Origin of the sequence: Kitasatospora sp. NBC_01246 (assembly GCF_036226505.1) — a bacterium.
Taxonomy (GTDB): Bacteria; Actinomycetota; Actinomycetes; order Streptomycetales; family Streptomycetaceae; genus Kitasatospora.
Map to the genome: position 1 here is coordinate 3,808,799 of NZ_CP108484.1, position 17,380 is coordinate 3,826,178.

Consider the following 17,380-nt stretch of genomic DNA (forward strand, 5'->3'; position numbering starts at 1 on the left):
CCCGCCTGCGAGGCGTTCGGGACGGCGGCTCAGTGCGAGGGCACCGCCGTGCCGTAGAAGGCGTCCAGCGCGTACACGCAGCGGTCCTTGCTGCCGACGAAGACCCGCCCGCCGACCGCCACCGGCGAGCCGGTCAGCTCGCCCTTGGTGCCGAGTTCCCACCGCAGCTGACCGCTCACCAGGTCCAGGGTGTGCAGCGAGTGGTCGCGGCTGCCCAGGTGGACCAGGCCGTCGGCGACCGCCGGCGAGCCGACGATCTCGCCCCGCGCGGTGTAGCGCCAGCGCTCCCGGCCGGTGGCCGCCTCGAACGCGTAGAGCACGTCCCCGCTGCCGACCAGCACCATGCCGTCCCCGACGACCACCGGCTCGGCGCCCTGCCGGTTGCCGGTGGCGGCGCGCCAGCGGTCCCGGCCGGTCGCCGCGTCGAGCGCGTAGACCGTGCCGAGGTAGTCGGCGACGTAGATCGCGTCCGCGTCCAGCGTCGGCGGGGTGAAGAGCACCACCGGCGCCTCGAAGCGCCAGCGCTCGGCGCCGCTGGCCGCGTCCAGCGCGTACACCCGGGTGCCGGCCGTCACGTACAGCACGCCGGCCCGCTCGGCGGGGCGCGACGGCACGTCCTCGCCCACCGGGAAGGACCAGCGCAGGCCCGCACCGCGCGGATCGACGCAGCGCAGCCGCCCGCCGCCGTAGTAGTACGCGGCGCCGCCCACCAGGGCCGGCCCGGACTGCGGGTTCTCGTAGTCCTGCTGGGCGTCGTCGGCGCGCCACAGCTCGGCACCGCCGGCCGCCGAGCGCAGCTGCACCCCGCCGCCCCGGACGCCGCAGCAGAGCACGCCGTCGGCGGCGTCCAGCGAGTAGACCCAGCCGTCCAGCGAGTTGCGCCAGCGCTCGGTGCCGTCCGCGACGTCCACCGTGTACAGGTGCGGGCCGTCGGCGGCGTGCACCCGGCCGGCGTCCACCGCGAGCGCCCAGGCGACGTCCCGGGTCTTGTAGCGGCGCTGGCCGGAGGCGACGTCCAGGGCGTGCACCTCGAAGCTGGAGACGAAGAGCGTGCCGTCGGCGACCACCGGGGTGCCCCAGACGTCGTTGGACATCCGGAACCGCCAGGGGCGCCAGCGGGCGGCCTGGACCGGCGGCGGCGTCGCCCGGCGGACCCAGTCCGTCTCGGCGGGCGCGGCCCCCGGCCCGGCCTGCTCGGCGCGCGGACCCGGGCCTATCCGGACCGAGGCCCCGGGCAGCCGGACCTCGGCGGCGCTCTCCCCGGCGACCGGGGCCCGGTGGCGGCGGGGGGCGGCGAGCTTCTCGGTGGCGGCCTCGGTGTCCGGCCCGGGCAGCGCGTGCACCGGCCCGGGCGCGGGCGGCGCGTACCGCTCGGCGGGGTGCCGGGGGCGCGGGTCGTCCTGCGCGGGGCGCTGGGGCGGCAGCGGCTGGTGCGGGTGGGGCGGCGGGGCCGGCTGCGGCGGCACCGGCGCGGGCGCCGGAGCGGGGGCGGGCGCCGGGGCCGGGCGGCGGCCGCGCTTGCGTTCGATCAGCTCCAGCGCGTTGGCCGGCAGCCAGTCCCCCGCCTCGCCCGAGGCGTCGTCACGGGAGAACAGGTGCGGGGCCAGCTCGGCCTGGATCTGCGCCGGCGAGGGCCGGTGCTCCGGGGAGGGCCGCATGCAGGCGCGCACCAGGTCCACCAGCTCGGCCGGCAGGCCGGAGAGGTCGGGCTGGTCGCGCAGCAGCTGGAAGACCGTCTCGACCGGGTTGGCGCCCCGGTACGGCGGGTGCCCGGTGGCGCAGAAGACCAGCAGCGACCCGAGCGAGAAGACATCGCTGGCACCGGTGACGCCACGGCTGTCCCGGGCCTGCTCCGGCGACATGTACGCCGGGGTGCCGACCGCGACGTTGGTCATGGTGAGCCGGGTGCTGGAGACGCCGGCGGCGATGCCGAAGTCGATCACCCGCGGACCGTCCTCGACCACCAGCACGTTGGAGGGCTTGAGGTCACGGTGGACCAGCCCGGCCGCGTGGATGGACTGGAGCGCCTCCGCGATGCCGGCCACCAGCCAGCGCACCGCCCCCGCGGGCAGCGGCCCGCACTCGGTGACCAGGTCCTCCAGGGACGGCGCCGGGACGTACGCGGTGGCCAGCCAGGGCACCCGGGCGTCGGCGTCGGCGTCGACCACGGCGGCGGTGTAGAACCCGCCCACCGTCTTGGCGGCCGCGATCTCCCGGGCGAAACGGACCCGGAACAGCTCGTCCTCGGCCAGCTCCCCCCGGACGGTCTTGATGGCCACTCGCCGGCCGGACGCGGAGCGCGCCAGGTAGACCAGGCCCATCCCGCCCGCGCCGAGCCGCCCCAGCACCTCGAAGGGCCCGATCCGCCTCGGATCGTGCGCCGTCAGCTGGTCCACTCCGCTGCCACCTCCCCGTCTTCCGCACCCGCCACGGGGTGCCGCAGCCGATTCTCCAATGCCGCCCCGGTCAACTCCAACCTCCCCCGCCCAGAGGCCCCTCCGGCTCACCGTCCGGTCAGTGCCGCCGGAACGGCCGGATTCTGACGCCCGCTCCGCCTGCGGCTTGCACACGAGATGCCCGCAACTCTTTTTCGGGCACCTCGGATCCGGCCGCGGTCGTCACGCTCTGTCACTCGACCACCCCTCAGCGGAGGGTCCGTCACGCTGTGGGGTCATAAGCACACGGGGGGGCTTCAACAGGCGCCTCCGGAGCCCGATGAATATCCGTCCGAAGTCGTTCACGCCCCCTATAGCAACCCCCCGTGCGGAGTAATAGTCGCATCACCGAATCGCGCCAAGATCGTGCCACGGTAAGCTGACGGCATGACAGGACAAGTTCGCACCGTCGACGGTCGCGTCGCCGGGCGACGCGGACAGGAGACGCGGCAGAAGCTGCTCGACTGCCTCCGCGAGATGCTCAGCACGTCGCCCTATCGGGACGTCAAGGTCATCGACGTCGCCCGTATGGCGGGTACCTCCCCCGCGACCTTCTACCAGTACTTCCCGGATGTCGAGGGCGCAGTCCTCGAAATCGCCGAGGAAATGGCCAAGGACTCCGACACCCTCAAAGAGCTGGTGGCCGGAAAGTCCTGGGCAGGGAAGTCCGGCACGACCACTTCGGAAGAACTGGTCGACGGATTCCTCGCCTTCTGGCGCAAGAACGACGCCATTCTCCGAGTGGTCACGCTCGGTGCCGCCGAAGGGGACAAGCGGTTCTTCAAGATCCGCATGACGGTCCTCAACGCGGTCGCCAAGCCCCTCACGGAGGCCGTCAAGGAGCTCCAGACGAAGGGCCAGGCCGACAAGTCGCTCGACCCGGCCGCCGTCGCCGGCTCGCTGGTCTCGCTGCTCGCCTCGGCGGCCGAGCACCAGAAGGCGTTCACCTCGTGGGGCGTCAAGGTCAAGGACCTGAAGCCCAACCTCGCTCCCCTGGTGTACCTGGGTGTCACCGGCAAGAAGCCGCCCAAGTAGACCGATCCCGCCTACCCACCCATCCGCTCCGCACGCAGCCCCGGCCTCCTGTCCGGGGAACGACGGACGGCGGCCGTGTCCTCGGGGGAGGTCCGCCGACGTGCCGCAGCGTGCCAGACATGCCGGTGGGCGGGCACCCGTGCAGGGTGCCCGCCCACCGGCATGCGCGTGTGAGAGGGGGCTTCCGGGCCTCCGGGGACGCCCGGGCGCCCGAAAGGGCCGCAGCAGGCGCCCAGGGGCGCCATGGGGTGCCCTGGGGGCTCAGGGGGCCGCTAGGGGCAGCGGACGACCTGACCGGCGTACGCCAGGCCGCCGCCGAAGCCGAACAGCAGCACCGGGTCGCCGGGCGACAGCTCGCCGCGTTCGACCATCTTGGAGAAGGCCAGCGGAATGGACGCGGCCGAGGTGTTGCCGGAGACCACGACGTCCCGGGCGACCACCGCGTCGGGCGCGCCCAGCTTGGCGGCGATCGCGTCGATGATCCGCAGGTTCGCCTGGTGCGGCACGAAGCCCTTGAGCTCGGACGGGTCGATGCCGGCCTTCTCGCAGGTCTTACGGGCCAGCGGGGCGATCTGGGTGGTGGCCCAGCGGAACACCGACTGGCCCTGCTGGCTGATCACCGGATCCCAGCCGGTGATCACCACGGCGTCGCTCTTCTCCGGCTCCGAGCCCCAGACCACCGGGCCGATGCCCGGCTCGGCGCCCTCCTCCTGGGCCTCCACCACCGCCGCGCCGGCACCGTCCCCGAAGATCACGCAGGTGGTCCGGTCGGTCCAGTCGAGGGTGTCCGACATCCGCTCGGCACCGATCACCAGCGCGCGGGTGGCCGCACCGGCCCGGATCGCGTGGTCGGCCGTGGCCAGCGCGTAGGAGAAGCCCGAGCAGACCGTGTTGATGTCGTAGGCGGCGGGCGCGCGCACGCCGAGGCGGGCGGCGACGGCGGCGGCCGTGTTGGGGCTGCGCTCGACCGCGGTGCAGGTGGCGACCACGACCAGGTCGATCTCGGCGGCCGAGCGGCCGCTGTTGGCCAGCGCCTTCTGGGCCGCCTCGGTGGCCAGGTCGACCAGGGTCTCACCCTCGGCGATGTGGCGGGTCCGGATCCCCACCCGGCTGCGGATCCACTCGTCGTCGGTGTCGACCAGCACCGCCAGGTCGTCGTTGGTGAGGACCTTGGGGGGCTGGTAGTGGCCGAGTGCCACAATGCGCGAACCGCTCATACAGCCACTCAACCGGGTTACCCGCTGGTCAGCGGGGCGCGACCGGCTACAGGATCCGCCCCCGGAAGCTGTAGGAGGCCGACAAGGGCCGTTGCGGCGCCTGGGGAGTGGCGGCGGTCCGGACGGCCGGTTCAGGCGGCCAGTGAGGCCGAGTCACCCATCACGATCACCGGATGGGCCGCCGGATCGAGGGTGCGGATCAGCTGGGCCATCTTGTCCTCGGGCACCGAGACGCAGCCGTGCGTCGGGCCGCCGTGGTCGACGTGGATCCAGATGCCGCCGCCCTTGGAGGAGCCGCTGGGTCGTCGCGGGTCGAGCGGCGAGTTGCCGGGCACCCTGTTGTAGTTGATCGCGATCACGTAGTCGAAGGAGCCGGCCAGCGACTCGCCCGCGAAGCCCTTCCCGGAGACCACGAAGTTGGCGTCCTTGTCGTACGGGAGGCGGCTGCCGGGGTCGGCGTTGCGGCCGCCCGCGTCGGTGAGCGAGAAGACCCCGATCGGGCTGCGCAGGTCGCCCTCGTTGTGGTCGGTGGTCCAGCCCTTGTTGGCGTTGTGCCCCTGCCAGGTCTCGCCGGCCAGCCAGCGGCCCTCGGCGGTGCGGGTCCAGAGCGTGACGGCGGTCCGGTTGGCGTCCTTGTCCTGACCGGAGGCGAGCACGACCTGGGTGGTCTCGGCGGGTATCCGCGCGGTGAAGGCGGCCCCCAGACCGGGTATCGCGGCCACCGAGCCGTCCGGGCGGGACTCGCTGCGGTCGGCGGCGGGGGCTCCGGTGTGCCGGTCGCTCGCGGCCTGGGCGGCCGGCGCGGCGGCGGCCGGGGAAGGCTGGTCCGGGGCGGAGACGCCCTCCGGACCGGGGCCGTCGGCGGCGGTCACGCCCGGGTGGCCGGAGTCCTGGCCGACGGTGTACCAGCCCGCGGCGGCCGCGAGCAGCAGCGCGGTGCCGGCGGTCACGGCCTTGCCCCCGCGCTTCTTCTTGGGCTTGCGGCGGTGGCCGCGGGCGGCCGCCCGGGGACCGGCCGCGGCGGCGGCCGGGTCGGCCGCGGGCGCCTGGCCCCGGGGCCGGACCGGTGCGGCGGCGAGCGGCGCCACCGGCTCGACGGGCTGGGGCTGGAACGGCCGGTCGTAGGCGTCGTAGCCCTCGGCGGCGGTGGCCTGCGGGACGTAGACCGCCTGGTGGTCCGGGTGGTTCTGGTGGGCCTGGTGGGCCTGGTGGGCCTGGTGGGCCTGGTGGTTCCAGTGGTCCTGCTGCGGGTAGCCGTTCCAGCCGTCGTGGAACGGCTGGTTCGGGTCGGCCACGGCCTGCGCGGGAGCGTCCCAGCCCTGGTGGGACTGCTGCTCGTAGACCCCGTAGGACTGCTGCGGCACCTCGTACACCGGCTCGTGCATCGGCTCGTACGACGGGTACGCGGTGGCGCGATGGGAACCGGACATGGCGCTGATCCTGCCAAACCCGGACCCGGTTGGGAAACCCGGGGGCCTGTGCGGACCCGGTGAAGAACACCGCCTCCCGGGCCGACGGGCGGCCCGGGAGGCGGTGGAAGCCGGTCGGGGACCGGTCAGAGGCGCATCGCCTGCGGGGTCTCCCGGCGCGTCAGGTCCGGGCCGTCGTACTCCCGGATGACCTCGTAGCGGGTGTTGCGCTCCACCGGGCGGAACCCGGCGTCCCGGATCAGCCCGAGCAGGTCGTCGCGGCCGAGCTTGTTCGGCGTGCCGAAGTTGTCCGCGTCGTGGGTGATCTTGTACTCGACGACCGAGCCGTCCATGTCGTCCGCGCCGTGGCTGAGCGCCAGCTGCGCGGTGGTGACGCCGTGCATCACCCAGAAGACCTTGACGTGCGGCACGTTGTCGAACAGCAGCCGGGAGACGGCGAAGGTCTTCAGCGCCTCGGCACCGGTGGCCATCTCGGTGCGCGCCATCAGCTTGTTGCGCACGACGCCGTCCTTGGAGTCGTGGAAGTCGTGCTGGTAGCGCAGCGGGATGAAGACCTGGAAACCGCCGGTCTCGTCCTGCAGCTCACGCAGCCGCAGCACGTGGTCGACCCGGTGGCGGGGCTCCTCGATGTGGCCGTACAGCATGGTGGAGGGCGTCTTGAGGCCCTTGCTGTGCGCGAGGCGGTGGATCCGCGACCAGTCCTCCCAGTGGGTGTCGTGGTCGACGATGTGCTGGCGGACCTCCCAGTCGAAGATCTCCGCGCCGCCGCCGGTCAGCGACTCAAGGCCGGCGTCGATCAGCTCGTCCAGGATCTCGTCGGCCGGCAGGCCGCTGATCTTCTCGAACCAGTGGATCTCGGTGGCGGTGAAGGCCTTCAGCGAGACGTTCGGCAGGGCCGCCTTCAGCTCCCGCAGCGAGCGCGGGTAGTAGCGCCACGGCAGGGTCGGGTGCAGCCCGTTGACGATGTGCAGCTCGGTGAGGGAGTCGACCTCCATCGCCTTGGCGAGGCGGACGGCCTCCTCGATGCGCATCGTGTACGCGTCCTTCTCGCCCGGCTTGCGCTGGAACGAGCAGTACGCGCAGGACGCGTTGCACACATTGGTCATGTTGAGGTGGCGGTTGACGTTGAAGTGGACGACGTCGCCGTTCTTCCGCGTCCGCACGTGGTGGGCCAGACCACCCAGCCAGGCCAGGTCGTCGCTCTCGTAGAGCGCGATCCCGTCCTCGCGGGTCAGCCGCTCACCCGCGTAGACCTTCGCCTCCAGCTCGCGCTTGAGCCCTGCGTCCATGCGGTGCCCCGCCTCCTCCGACTTCGAATCGTTGCCGGACCGAGCGTACGCCTATGCCGGCGTCACGCCGCGAGCAGCTCCGCGAGCAGCGCCGGATCGATGTTCCCACCGCTGACCACGGCGGCCACCGCGCGGCCACCGATCTCGCCCGCGCGGTGGAAGTACGCCGCCGGGGCGACCGCGCCGGAGGGCTCCGCGACCAACCGGCCGCGCCGGGCCAGCACGGCCACCGTGGCGCGGATCTCGTCCTCGGTGACGGTGACGATGTCGTCCACGTACGCGGTGAGGTGCTGGAACGGCAGCTCGCCGACGGAGGGGGTGCGCAGCCCGTCCGCGATGGTCCGGTAGGTGTCGGCGACCGGCCAGGCCAGCCGCTCGCCGGCCCGCAGGCTGGCCTGGGCGTCGGCGGCCAGCTCGGGCTCGACGCCGACCACCCGGATGCCCGGGCGGGTGAGCTTGAGGGCGGCCGCGACGCCGGAGATCAGGCCGCCGCCGCTGACCGGCACCAGCACGGTGTCCAGCTCGGCCGGGGCGTCCTCGGCGATCTCCAGGCCGACCGTGCCCTGGCCCGCGATGATGTACGGGTCGTCGTAGGGCGGCACCCAGACGTAGCCGTGCCGCTCGGCCAGCTCGCCGGGCACGGTGTCCCGCTCCTCCGGCGAGACCAGCAGCACCTCGGCGCCGAACGAGCGGGTGCCCTCGACCTTGACCGCCGGCGAGGTGTCCGGCATCACGATCACGGCCTTGATGCCGAGCAGCCCGGCCGCGTACGCCACCGCCTGGGCGTGGTTGCCGCTGGACTGGGCGACCACACCGCGGGCCCGCTCCTCGTCGTCGAGCGCGGCGAGGCGGTTGTAGGCACCGCGGGTCTTGAAGGCGCCGGTCGGCTGGAGGTTCTCCGGCTTGAGCCAGAGCCGGCGCTCGCCGTCGCCCGCCCAGGGGGCGGGGACCAGCGGGGTGCGGACCGCCACCCCGGCGATCCGCTGCCGAGCCGCGCGCAGCTCCTCCAGACCGACCAGTGCCATCGTGTTACTCGCCTTCGACCATCGGGAGTTCGCTCACCCGGTTCTCCCACTTCGTGGAGAGTACGACGGTCGTACGGGTCCGGGCCACGCCTTTCGTGCCGGAGATCCGCTTGACCACCGATTCCAGGCCCTCCACGTCGGAGACCCGGACCTTGAGCATGTACGAGTCGTCACCGGCGATGAACCAGCAGTCCTCGACCTCGCCGAGGTCCTTCAGCCGGAACGCGACGTCCTCGTGGTCGGCCGCGTCGGTGAGCTGAAGGCCGATCAGGGCCGTGACGCCGAAGCCGAGCGACGCCGGATTGACCGTCGCGCGGTAGCCGGTGATGACCCCGGCCTGCTCCAGACGGTTGATCCGGTCCGTGACGCTCGGGCCGGAGAGGCCCACCAGTCGGCCCAGCTCGGCGTAGGACGCGCGGCCGTTCTCCCGGAGCGCCTGGATGAGCTGTCTGTCCACCGTGTCCATATACCGTCCGCGTCCTTCCGAACCTCACCAGACCCACAGATCATTATCCGGATTCAAAGGCGCCGTGCGCGGAACAACCCGGATATCGCAGAGAACATACTCTCCTGCCCCGGGGCCGCCCACTCCCCCCGGGACCGGCCTTCACCCGCCCTGGCCTGCCGGGCGGGCGGCCGCGCCCAACTCGCCCTCCCAGCGCCGGTACAGCGTGTGCGGGACGCCGACGGCGTCCAGGACCCGGCCGGCCACGAAATCGACCAGTTCGCGGACGGTGGAGCCGCCGGCGTAGAAACCGGGCGAGGCGGGGAGCACGACGGCGCCCTGCGCGTCCAGCTCGACCAGGTGCTTCAGGGCCACCCCGTTGAGCGGCGCCTCCCGGACGCAGACCACCAGCGGCCGGCGCTCCTTGAGGGTGACGCTGGCGGCCCGCTGGAGCAGGTCCTTGCTCAGGCCGAGCGCGATCCCGGCCACCGCGCCGGTGGTCGCGGGGACGACCAGCATGCCCTTGGCCGGGTAGGAGCCGCTGGACGGCCCGGCCGCGAAGTCCCCGGACGACCAGTACCGGACGTCGTCGAGGCCCTCGTCGCCGCCCAGCCAGGCCGCGAGGTCGGCGCGCCAGTGCGCGTCCCGGAAGGAGATGCCGGTCTCGTCCAGGATGGTCAGCCGGGCGGCCCGGCTGACCACGAGGTCCACCGGCTCCCCGGCGGCGAGCAGCGCCCGGATCACCGAGGCGGCGTACGGCGTACCGGAGGCGCCCGAGACCCCGACCACCCATGGCTGACGCGTTTCTGTTCCCATGGCCCCTTTCTATACGGCGGCCCCCGGGGCGGGCCCATCCGCGTTCACCCCTGCGAGGATGGGCGCCATGGCAGCGACCCTCGTCGACCTCACCCATCAGGTGACCACCGCGATGCCGGTCTACCCCGGCGATCCGGCCGTCGTCCTGACGCCCGTGCTCACCACCGCCACCGCCGGGGTGAACGTGCTGGCCGTGCACCTCGGCTCGCAGTCCGGCACCCATGTGGACGCGCCGTACCACGTGGACGTCACCTGGCCCACCCTGGACGGACTCCCGCTGGAGCGCTTCACCGGGCCGGCCGTCGTCGCCGACCTGCGGGGGCTGGAGCCGCGGGCCGAGGTGACGCCGGAGCAGCTCACCCCGGCGCTGGAGCGGGCGGGCGAGGGCACCGTGCTGCTGCTGGCCACCGGCTGGGCCCGGCACTGGGGCACCGACGTCTACCTGGCCCATCCCAGCCTGAGCGCGGCGGCGGCCGAGGCGATCGTCGCCGCCGGGGTGCGGACGGTGGGGGTGGACGCGCTCAGCGTCGACCCCACCCCCGACCCGGGCCCGGGCGACCCGGCGGTCGCCGCGCTGCTGGCCGACCTGACCGACGAGCACGACCAACCCGCCGCCCCGGAGCCCACGCTGGCCGCGCACCGGGTGCTGCTCGGGGCCTCCGGCGGGGGCGTGATCGCCGAGAACCTGACCGATCTGCGGGCGCTGCTGGACGCCCAGCAGGCCGGCCGGCCGGTGGAGGTGTCGCTGTTCCCGCTGCGTCTGGTGGCCGCCGACGGCGCGCCCGTCCGGGCGGTGGCGCGACTGGGCTGACGCTCGTCGGCACTTGGTCTAGACCATCCCCGGCGGGCGCCGCTACGCTTGCGCGCCATGGCAGAGATCATCGGAGTGATCGAGCAGCTCTGGCGCTACCCCGTGAAGTCCACCGGCGGCGAGCGGCTCGACTCCGTCGAGCTGGACGAGCGCGGCCTGGCCGGCGACCGCCTCTACGCGGTGCGCGACGGCGCCGGGAAGCTGGGCTCCGGCAAGAACACCCGGCGCTTCCGCCGGATGGACGGCCTGCTGCGGCTCTCCTCCCGGCTCGGCCGCCGGCTCGACGGCCCCGAGCTGTTCGACCCGTTGGGCCGGCCGGTCGCCGATCCCACCACCTTCCTGCGCGCCTACCTCCAGCGCCCGGACGTCGCGCTCGCCCGCGAGGACGCCGTCTCGCACTTCGACCAGCTGCCGGTCAGCGTGCTCACCACCGCGACCCTGGACTGGGTCTGCGGGGCCGCGCCCTCCGTCGTCGTGGACGTGCGGCGGTTCCGGCCCAACATCCTGCTGCGGACACCGCCCGGCACCCCGCCGTTCGTCGAGGACGGCTGGTTCGGCCGCGAGGGCGGCGCCGGCACCGGTGCCCGGCTCTCCTTCGTCCGGGCCAGCGAGCGCTGCGCCATGACCACCGTCGCCCAGCCCGGCCTGCCGCACGCCCCGGAGATCCTCAAGGCCATCGTCCAGGCCCACGACGGCCGGCTGGACGCCCTCGCCGAGGTGGTGGCTCCCGGGCGCCTCAGCGTCGGTGACGAACTGTCACTCGGCTGAGTCGGGCCGCTCCCGTCAGGCCTGCGGGCCACTCCCGGAGGCGGCCGGGAGCAGGCAGAACGGGTGGCCGGCGGGATCGGCGTAGATCCTCCAGGCACCGCCGTCGCCCAGCCGGGTGGCGCCGAGGGCGAGGACCTCCCGCTCGGCCCGGTCGAGGTCCGGCACGTCGATGTCCAGGTGCGCCTGCTGCGGGTGGGCCGGGTCGGGCCAGCGCGGCGGCCGGTGGTCGGCCACGCCCTGGAAGCAGAGCACCGGGCCGCCCCCGACGTGCAGGGTCGACCACGCGCCGTCCAGCGACCACCGGGGGTCCGGCCGGTCCACCTCGCCGCCGAGCAGGGCCGCGTAGAACCGGGCCAGCACGGCCGGCTCCGGGCAGTCGAGGACGATGCACTGCAGTGTGCCGATCACGGCGCTCCCTGGTGGCGGACGGGCGGTTCGCCGCCATTGTCCTCCGCGGGCCGGAGGGTGGGACTCACTCCTGCGAGTGAACGTCCCGGCCGGGCCCCGGGATCTGTAGCAGGCTCGTCCGCGCGGCTGGCGCGCCGTCAGCCACGCGGCGACGAACCCTCGGAGAGCCCCATGACGAACATTCCGACCGACCGGAAGTACTCCAGGGACCACGAGTGGGTGCGGTCCCTGGGCAACGGCCGGCTGCGGATCGGCATCACGGACCATGCCCAGAGGCAGCTCGGCGACATCGTCTTCGTCGAACTGCCCAAGCAGGGCGACGTGTTCGAGAGCGGCGAGCCGTTCGGCAGCGTGGAGTCCGTGAAGTCGGTGAGCGAGCTCTACACGGCGCTGGGCGGCACGGTGAGCGTCGTGAACGAGGAACTGAACGACTCCCCCGAGCTGCTCAACGAGGACCCGTACGAGGAGGGCTGGATCATCGAGGTCACCCCGGCGGCGGGCAGCGGCCCGGAGGGCCTGCTGACCGCGGCCGAGTACCAGGACTACATCACGTCCGAGACGGCCGAGTAGCCGCCGTCCGGCCCCGGGGCACGGCGGCGGGCTACCCGGCCGACCGCCGGCTCTCGGCGGCCACCGCGTCGACCAGGCGTGCCAGCCCCTGCGGGGCGCTCCGCAGGAACAGGTTCGGCTCGATCAGCTCCAGTTCCATCACCACCGGCTCGCGGGCGTCGTTCAGCGCCAGGTCCACCCGCGCGAACAGCAGGGCCTCCGGGGCCGGGACGGCCGCCAACGCCGCTCGGGCGGTGCGCAGTTCCGCCTCGGTCGGCAGGTACGGGGTGACGCCGGGGTGGGGCATCCGGTCGTTGTCGATCACCCCGGGCTCGGTCAGCACGGGCCCCTTGCGGATCGCGTGGCTGAAGGCTCCCGCGATGAAGACCAGCGCGCGTTCCCCCTCCTCCACCAGCGGCAGGTACGGCTGCACCATCACCGTCCGCCCCCGCTCCAGCAGCATCCGGGCGTGGCGGAGCGCGTCGGCGGCCCGGCCGGGCTCGTAGCGGGCGGTGTCCTGCGCCCCGGCCGAGACGGCGGGCTTGACCACCACCCCCGGGGCCAGGTCGAAGTCCGCCTCGTCGCAGCGGTCGCCGGGGACGACGAACCGTGTCGGCACGGCCGGGACGCCGCGCTCGGCGAGCACCGACAGATAGCGCTTGTCGCTGTTCCAGCGCACCACCGGGGCCGGGTTGTGCAGCCGGGTGACGCGGGCCGTCGTGTCGGCCCAGGCCAGGAACTCGTCGAGGCGTTCCGCGTAGTCCCAGGTCGACCGGACCACCGCCAGGTCGAACTCCCCCCACCCCGGGGCGGCCGCGTCCCAGGGCACCACCTCGGCCGCCAGGCCGCCCGCCCGCAAGGCGTCCACGATCAGGGGCAGGTCGGCGTCGTACTCCGCGGCGGCGGTGGCGGTGACGACCGCGATCCTGGCAGTACCCATGCGTGCTCTCCCGTCCGACCGGTCGACGATCTTCCGAGTCTAGGGAGCGGCGAGGCGGCGGTCCGCGAGCCGGCCTACGGACGGACACCCGGTCGACGCCACCCCTACTCTCGGGGCATGACGACGAGACTGGAGCGACTGCGGGCCGACCACGCGCCGGCCCTGCTGGCCTTCGAGCGGGAGAACCGGGAGTACTTCGCCCGCTCCGTCCCCGACCGCGGGGACGACTACTTCGCGGCGTTCGCCGACCGGCACCGCGCGCTGCTCGCCGAACAGGACACCGGGGCCTGCCACTTCCACCTCCTGGTCGACGAGCGCGGCGAGCTGCTCGGCCGGGTCAACCTGGTGGACGTGGCGGCCGGGAGCGCCGAACTCGGCTACCGGATCGGCGAGCGCGCCGCCGGCCGGGGCGCGGCGACGGCGGGCGTCGAGGAGGTGTGCCGCCTGGCCGCCGCGGAGTACGGCCTGACCGGACTCACCGCCGTCACCACGCTCGACAACCCGGCGTCCAGGGCGGTGCTGCGGCGGACCGGGTTCACCGTGACCGGGGAGACCGTCGTCGACAGCCGCCCCGGTCTGCGCTACCGGCGCGGCCTCGACGCCCCACGGTAGCGGCGGCTCCTCAGCCGAGCGTGCGGGTGCGCTCCAGGACGGCGGCCGGGGCCTTGGCCACCGAGCCGGTGTCGAACGGGGGTTGCGGGTCGTACTCGGTGTAGAGCTGGATGGCCTGGGCGGTGAGGTCGTCGGTGAGCAGGGCGGCGAGCCGCAGGGCCATGTCGATGCCGGCGGAGACCCCGGCCGAGGTGATGATCCGGTCGTGGCGGACGACCCGCTCGGCGGTGTAGGTGGCGCCATGGGCCTCCAGCTCGGCGACCGCCGCCCAGTGGGTGGTGGCGGTGAGGCCCTTGAGCAGCCCGGCCGCGCCGAGCACCAGCGCGCCGGTGCAGACCGAGGTGGTGAACCCGCTGTCCCCGTGCACCGCCCGGACCCAGTCCAGGAAGTCCTCGTCGGCGACCAGCGCCCGGGCCCCGGCGCCGCCGGGGACGAGCAGCACGTCGCAGGACCCGATCTCCGAGTACCGGGTGGGGACGTCGACCGTCAGCGCCCCCAGCGCATCGGTGACCCGCCCCGGCTCGGGCGCGACGAAGCGCACCTCGGCGCCCGGGACACGGCCGAGGACCTCGTACGGCCCGATCGCGTCGAGCGGCTCGAAACGGTCGAAGAGCGGGATCACGATGTCCATGGGCGCAGCGTAACGGCGGCCCCGCCCGGGCCGGTCGGCCGCGCGGCCGGGTTCACGGGATGGAGTGATCGTGCGGCCGCGGGGGAATACCGGGGGCCGTCAGCGCAGCGCGTCGAGCCCGGCCCCGACGGCGGCCCGGAGGCCGTCCTGCGCCGGGCCGAGCGCGTACCGGGCACCCCTGTGACGCGGGTCACTCCGGCGGACCGATGAGTTCGGCGGTCCGCTCCGGTCCAACTCTCGTAAGCACCGCGCGAAGGCGACCGAACACCCCGACAGGAGACTCCCGTGACCGCGTCCGTGAAGGGCCCCGCCAGCTACTTCCCGTCGATCGAGAAGACGTACGGCCGGCCGGTCGCGCACTGGAAGGAGCTGATCCGCTCCTCGCCGCTGACCAGGCACGGCGAACTGGTCGGCTGGCTCAAGTCCGAGCACGGACTGGGCCACGGCCACGCCAACGCCCTGGTGAAGCACACCCTCGACGAGGACGCCGGCCGGTAGCACGGGCCGAGGCCCGGCCGGGGCGTCCGGGCCCCGGCCGGGTACGAGCGGATCCGGGTCAGGTGCCCAGACCGCGCAGGAGCAGGTCCACCAGGGCGAAGAAGAACAGCGAGATGCCGACGAAGCCGTTGGTCTGGAAGAACGCCCGGTTCAGCTTCGACAGGTCGTGGGGCTTCACGATGGTGTGCTCGTAGACGAACGCCCCGGCCACCACGAGCAGGCCGACCCAGAACGCCGGACCGGCGTCGGTCAGCACGGCGTACCAGCCGAGCAGCAGCGTGGTCAGCACGTGACAGGCGCGGGCGCCGCGGATCGCCGCCGGGACGCCGAAGCGCGCCGGCACCGAACGCACGCCCCCCGAGCGGTCGGAGGCGACGTCCTGGCAGGCGTAGATCAGGTCGAAGCCGCCGATCCAGATGCCCACCGCCACGCCGAGCACGACCGCGTCCCAGGACCAGGAGCCGGTGACGGCGAGCCAGGCGCCGACCGGGCCCATCGCCTGGGCCAGGCCGAGGATCGCCTGCGGGAAGTCGGTGAACCGCTTGCCGTACGGGTAGACCACCATCGGCACGACGGCGACCGGCGCCAGCGCCAGGCAGAGCGGGTTGAGCAGCGCGGCGGCGCCGAGGAAGACCACCAGCGCGACCGCCGAGCCGATGTACGCCGTCTTCACCGACACCGCGCCGGTGACCAGTTCGCGCCCGGCGGTGCGCGGGTTGCGGGCGTCGATCTCGCGGTCGATGATCCGGTTGGCGGCCATCGCGAAGGTCCGCAGTCCGACCATGCAGACCGTGACGATGAACAGTTCGGCCCAGTGCACCCGCTCGTCGGCGAGGAACATGGCCGTCAGCGCGGCGATGTAGGCGAAGGGCAGGGCGAAGACCGAGTGCTCGATCATCACCAGCCGCAGGAACGCCTTGACCTTGCCGGGCGGGACGTCGGGGAGGGCGGCGGCGGTACTCATCAGAGCCCGTACTCCTTCCAGCGGCGGTCCACCAGGGCGGCGGTGGCCGGGTCGGAGGAGACCATCTCCGGCCAGCCGCCGTCGCGCGTGTAGCCCTCCTCGGGCAGCTTCCGGGTCGCGTCGATACCGGCCTTGCCGCCCCAGAACTGCTGGTAGGAGGCGTGGTCGAGGTGGTCGACCGGGCCCTCCACGACGGTGAGGTCCCGGCTGTAGTCGACGTTGCCGAAGGCCCGCCAGGCGACTTCCTGGTAGTCGTGCACGTCGCAGTCGGAGTCCACCACGATGATCAGCTTGGTCAGCGACATCATGTGGGCGCCCCAGATGGCGTGCATCGTCTTCTGGGCGTGCTTGGGGTACTTCTTGTCGATCGAGACGATCACGCAGTTGTGGAAGCCGCCGGCCTCGGGCAGGTCGTAGTCGACGATGTCCGGGATGATGATCTTCAGCAGCGGCAGGAAGAACCGCTCGGTGAACTTGCCCAGCGGGCCGTCCTCGGTCGGCGGCCGGCCCACCACGATGGACTGCAGGATCGGCCGGCGGCGCATCGTCACGCAGTCGATCGTCAGCGCCGGGAAGGGCTCCTGCGGCGTGTAGAAGCCGGTGTGGTCGCCGAACGGACCCTCGGGCAGCATCTCGCCGGGCTCCAGCCAGCCCTCCAGCACCACCTCGGCGTCGGCCGGGACCTGCAGCGGGACGGTCTTGCAGTCGACCATCCGCACCCGCTCCCCCGCCACGAAACCGGCGAACAGGTACTCGTCGATGTCACCGGGCAGCGGCGCGGTGGCGGCGTAGGTGACGGCCGGCGGGCAGCCGAAGGCGATCGCGACCGGCAGCCGCTCGCCGCGCTTCGCGGCCACCGCGTAGTGGTTGCGGCTGTCCTTGTGGATCTGCCAGTGCATGCCGATGGTCCGCCGGTCGTGCCGCTGGAGCCGGTAGAGGCCCAGGTTGCGCACGCCGCTGTCCGGGTCCTTGGTGTGGGTCAGGCCCAGGTTGAAGAAGGAGCCGCCGTCCAGCGGCCAGGTGAACAGGGCCGGCAGGGCGTCCAGGTCGACGTCGTCGCCGGTGAGCACGACCTCCTGGACCGGGGCGTCCTTGACGTTCTTCGGCGGCACGTGGGCCATCGAGGCGAGCTTGCCGAAGGCGTCCCGGAAGCCGGTGAAGCCCTGCGGCAGCTCCGGCTTGAGCAGCCCCGCGATCTTCTCGGCGATGTCCTCGGGCCCCTTGAGGCCGAGCGACTTGGCGAGCCGGGCCTCGGTGCCGAAGACGTTCATCGCCAGTGGCATCGACGAGCCCTTGACGTTCTCGAACAGCAGGGCCGGGCCCTTGGCCTTCTGCACCCGGTCGACGATCTCGCCGATCTCCAGATGGGGGTCCACCTCGGCCTTGATGCGCTTGAGATCGCCCTCGCGGTCGAGGGCCCGCAGAAACGAGCGGAGATCGTCGTATGCCATGCCAGCCAGTATCCGCCACCCGATAGCCTGGCTCGGTCAAGGGCCCCCGTGAAGCC

At 73.3% G+C, this 17,380-nt stretch carries 18 protein-coding genes; 6 read left to right on the forward strand and 12 right to left on the reverse strand.

Going from position 1 to position 17,380, the window contains the following annotated elements; translation table 11 throughout:
* Positions 1–29: 29 nt before the first annotated feature.
* On the reverse strand, positions 30–2,396 hold the full coding sequence (locus tag OG618_RS16660; RefSeq protein ID WP_329488226.1) for an outer membrane protein assembly factor BamB family protein: 2,367 nt from the start codon (positions 2,394–2,396) through the stop codon (positions 30–32).
* 426 nt (positions 2,397–2,822) lie between these two features.
* Between OG618_RS16660 and OG618_RS16665 the strand changes: the two genes are divergently transcribed.
* A complete protein-coding gene (locus tag OG618_RS16665; RefSeq protein WP_329488227.1) occupies positions 2,823–3,470 on the forward strand; it encodes a TetR family transcriptional regulator in 648 nt (215 codons plus the stop codon).
* 272 nt (positions 3,471–3,742) lie between these two features.
* Here OG618_RS16665 and OG618_RS16670 read toward each other — a convergent pair whose 3' ends face one another.
* The 6 genes from OG618_RS16670 to OG618_RS16695 all read right to left on the reverse strand — a co-directional run bounded on the left by OG618_RS16670 (position 3,743) and on the right by OG618_RS16695 (position 9,692).
* A complete protein-coding gene (locus OG618_RS16670) occupies positions 3,743–4,687 on the reverse strand; it encodes a beta-ketoacyl-ACP synthase III (RefSeq protein WP_329488228.1) in 945 nt (314 codons plus the stop codon).
* Positions 4,688–4,818: 131 nt separating this feature from the next.
* A complete protein-coding gene (locus OG618_RS16675; protein WP_329488229.1) occupies positions 4,819–6,117 on the reverse strand; it encodes a L,D-transpeptidase family protein in 1,299 nt (432 codons plus the stop codon).
* 125 nt (positions 6,118–6,242) lie between these two features.
* Positions 6,243–7,406, reverse strand: coding sequence for an aminofutalosine synthase MqnE (gene mqnE, locus OG618_RS16680; protein WP_329488230.1), 1,164 nt, complete (start codon positions 7,404–7,406; stop codon positions 6,243–6,245).
* Positions 7,407–7,468: 62 nt separating this feature from the next.
* Positions 7,469–8,431: a threonine ammonia-lyase gene (locus OG618_RS16685; protein WP_329488231.1), complete on the reverse strand. Its 963-nt coding sequence runs from the start codon at positions 8,429–8,431 to the stop codon at positions 7,469–7,471.
* Between the two features lie 4 nt (positions 8,432–8,435).
* Complete coding sequence (locus OG618_RS16690) at positions 8,436–8,897, reverse strand: Lrp/AsnC family transcriptional regulator (RefSeq protein WP_329488232.1); 462 nt, start codon at positions 8,895–8,897, stop codon at positions 8,436–8,438.
* Positions 8,898–9,038: 141 nt separating this feature from the next.
* Entirely contained in the window at positions 9,039–9,692 is a 654-nt protein-coding gene (locus OG618_RS16695; RefSeq protein WP_329488233.1) for a UbiX family flavin prenyltransferase, read from the reverse strand.
* Positions 9,693–9,759: 67 nt separating this feature from the next.
* Here OG618_RS16695 and OG618_RS16700 point away from each other — a divergent pair, with 67 nt between their 5' ends.
* Together OG618_RS16700 and OG618_RS16705 are read left to right on the forward strand one after the other, a co-directional pair.
* The gene (locus OG618_RS16700; RefSeq protein WP_329488234.1) at positions 9,760–10,503 is read left to right on the forward strand and encodes a cyclase family protein; all 744 of its coding nucleotides are present in this window, start codon (positions 9,760–9,762) and stop codon (positions 10,501–10,503) included.
* Between the two features lie 57 nt (positions 10,504–10,560).
* Positions 10,561–11,271, forward strand: a complete 711-nt coding sequence (locus OG618_RS16705; RefSeq protein ID WP_329488235.1) for an MOSC domain-containing protein — start codon at positions 10,561–10,563, stop codon at positions 11,269–11,271.
* Between the two features lie 15 nt (positions 11,272–11,286).
* On the opposite strand, the gene OG618_RS16710 is transcribed toward OG618_RS16705, so the two are convergent.
* Complete coding sequence (locus OG618_RS16710; RefSeq protein ID WP_329488236.1) at positions 11,287–11,679, reverse strand: VOC family protein; 393 nt, start codon at positions 11,677–11,679, stop codon at positions 11,287–11,289.
* A gap of 171 nt (positions 11,680–11,850) precedes the next feature.
* Between OG618_RS16710 and gcvH the strand changes: the two genes are divergently transcribed.
* A complete protein-coding gene (gene gcvH, locus OG618_RS16715) occupies positions 11,851–12,249 on the forward strand; it encodes a glycine cleavage system protein GcvH (RefSeq protein ID WP_329488237.1) in 399 nt (132 codons plus the stop codon).
* 31 nt (positions 12,250–12,280) lie between these two features.
* On the opposite strand, the gene OG618_RS16720 is transcribed toward gcvH, so the two are convergent.
* Positions 12,281–13,168, reverse strand: a complete 888-nt coding sequence (locus OG618_RS16720) for an ATP-grasp domain-containing protein (protein WP_329488238.1) — start codon at positions 13,166–13,168, stop codon at positions 12,281–12,283.
* A gap of 117 nt (positions 13,169–13,285) precedes the next feature.
* On the opposite strand from OG618_RS16720, the gene OG618_RS16725 reads away from it, so the two are divergent.
* A complete protein-coding gene (locus OG618_RS16725; RefSeq protein ID WP_329488239.1) occupies positions 13,286–13,780 on the forward strand; it encodes a GNAT family N-acetyltransferase in 495 nt (164 codons plus the stop codon).
* Positions 13,781–13,790: 10 nt separating this feature from the next.
* On the opposite strand, the gene OG618_RS16730 is transcribed toward OG618_RS16725, so the two are convergent.
* Positions 13,791–14,411: a DJ-1/PfpI family protein gene (locus tag OG618_RS16730; RefSeq protein WP_329488241.1), complete on the reverse strand. Its 621-nt coding sequence runs from the start codon at positions 14,409–14,411 to the stop codon at positions 13,791–13,793.
* A 285-nt stretch (positions 14,412–14,696) separates the two neighbouring features.
* On the opposite strand from OG618_RS16730, the gene OG618_RS16735 reads away from it, so the two are divergent.
* Positions 14,697–14,909 (forward strand): DUF4287 domain-containing protein, encoded by a 213-nt coding sequence (locus OG618_RS16735; protein ID WP_329488242.1) that lies wholly within the window; start codon positions 14,697–14,699, stop codon positions 14,907–14,909.
* 58 nt (positions 14,910–14,967) lie between these two features.
* Here the strand turns inward: OG618_RS16735 and mqnP are convergent, their stop codons facing one another.
* Positions 14,968–15,876, reverse strand: a complete 909-nt coding sequence (gene mqnP / locus OG618_RS16740) for a menaquinone biosynthesis prenyltransferase MqnP (protein ID WP_329492146.1) — start codon at positions 15,874–15,876, stop codon at positions 14,968–14,970.
* Positions 15,873–17,324 (reverse strand): menaquinone biosynthesis decarboxylase, encoded by a 1,452-nt coding sequence (locus tag OG618_RS16745; protein ID WP_329488243.1) that lies wholly within the window; start codon positions 17,322–17,324, stop codon positions 15,873–15,875. Before OG618_RS16745 ends, mqnP begins: the two co-directional genes overlap by 4 nt.
* Positions 17,325–17,380 lie beyond the last annotated feature (56 nt).

What these genes read in the sequence shown, in the direction of transcription:
- OG618_RS16665 (WP_329488227.1), top strand. Translation starts at nt 2,823, where the DNA reads ATGACAGGACAAGTTCGCACCGTCGACGGTCGCGTCGCCGGGCGACGC.
- OG618_RS16670 (WP_329488228.1), bottom strand. Translation starts at nt 4,687, where the DNA reads ATGAGCGGTTCGCGCATTGTGGCACTCGGCCACTACCAGCCCCCCAAG.
- OG618_RS16675 (WP_329488229.1), bottom strand. Translation starts at nt 6,117, where the DNA reads ATGTCCGGTTCCCATCGCGCCACCGCGTACCCGTCGTACGAGCCGATG.
- mqnE (WP_329488230.1), bottom strand. Translation starts at nt 7,406, where the DNA reads ATGGACGCAGGGCTCAAGCGCGAGCTGGAGGCGAAGGTCTACGCGGGT.
- OG618_RS16685 (WP_329488231.1), bottom strand. Translation starts at nt 8,431, where the DNA reads ATGGCACTGGTCGGTCTGGAGGAGCTGCGCGCGGCTCGGCAGCGGATC.
- OG618_RS16690 (WP_329488232.1), bottom strand. Translation starts at nt 8,897, where the DNA reads ATGGACACGGTGGACAGACAGCTCATCCAGGCGCTCCGGGAGAACGGC.
- OG618_RS16695 (WP_329488233.1), bottom strand. Translation starts at nt 9,692, where the DNA reads ATGGGAACAGAAACGCGTCAGCCATGGGTGGTCGGGGTCTCGGGCGCC.
- OG618_RS16700 (WP_329488234.1), top strand. Translation starts at nt 9,760, where the DNA reads ATGGCAGCGACCCTCGTCGACCTCACCCATCAGGTGACCACCGCGATG.
- OG618_RS16705 (WP_329488235.1), top strand. Translation starts at nt 10,561, where the DNA reads ATGGCAGAGATCATCGGAGTGATCGAGCAGCTCTGGCGCTACCCCGTG.
- gcvH (WP_329488237.1), top strand. Translation starts at nt 11,851, where the DNA reads ATGACGAACATTCCGACCGACCGGAAGTACTCCAGGGACCACGAGTGG.
- OG618_RS16720 (WP_329488238.1), bottom strand. Translation starts at nt 13,168, where the DNA reads ATGGGTACTGCCAGGATCGCGGTCGTCACCGCCACCGCCGCCGCGGAG.
- OG618_RS16725 (WP_329488239.1), top strand. Translation starts at nt 13,286, where the DNA reads ATGACGACGAGACTGGAGCGACTGCGGGCCGACCACGCGCCGGCCCTG.
- OG618_RS16730 (WP_329488241.1), bottom strand. Translation starts at nt 14,411, where the DNA reads ATGGACATCGTGATCCCGCTCTTCGACCGTTTCGAGCCGCTCGACGCG.
- OG618_RS16745 (WP_329488243.1), bottom strand. Translation starts at nt 17,324, where the DNA reads ATGGCATACGACGATCTCCGCTCGTTTCTGCGGGCCCTCGACCGCGAG.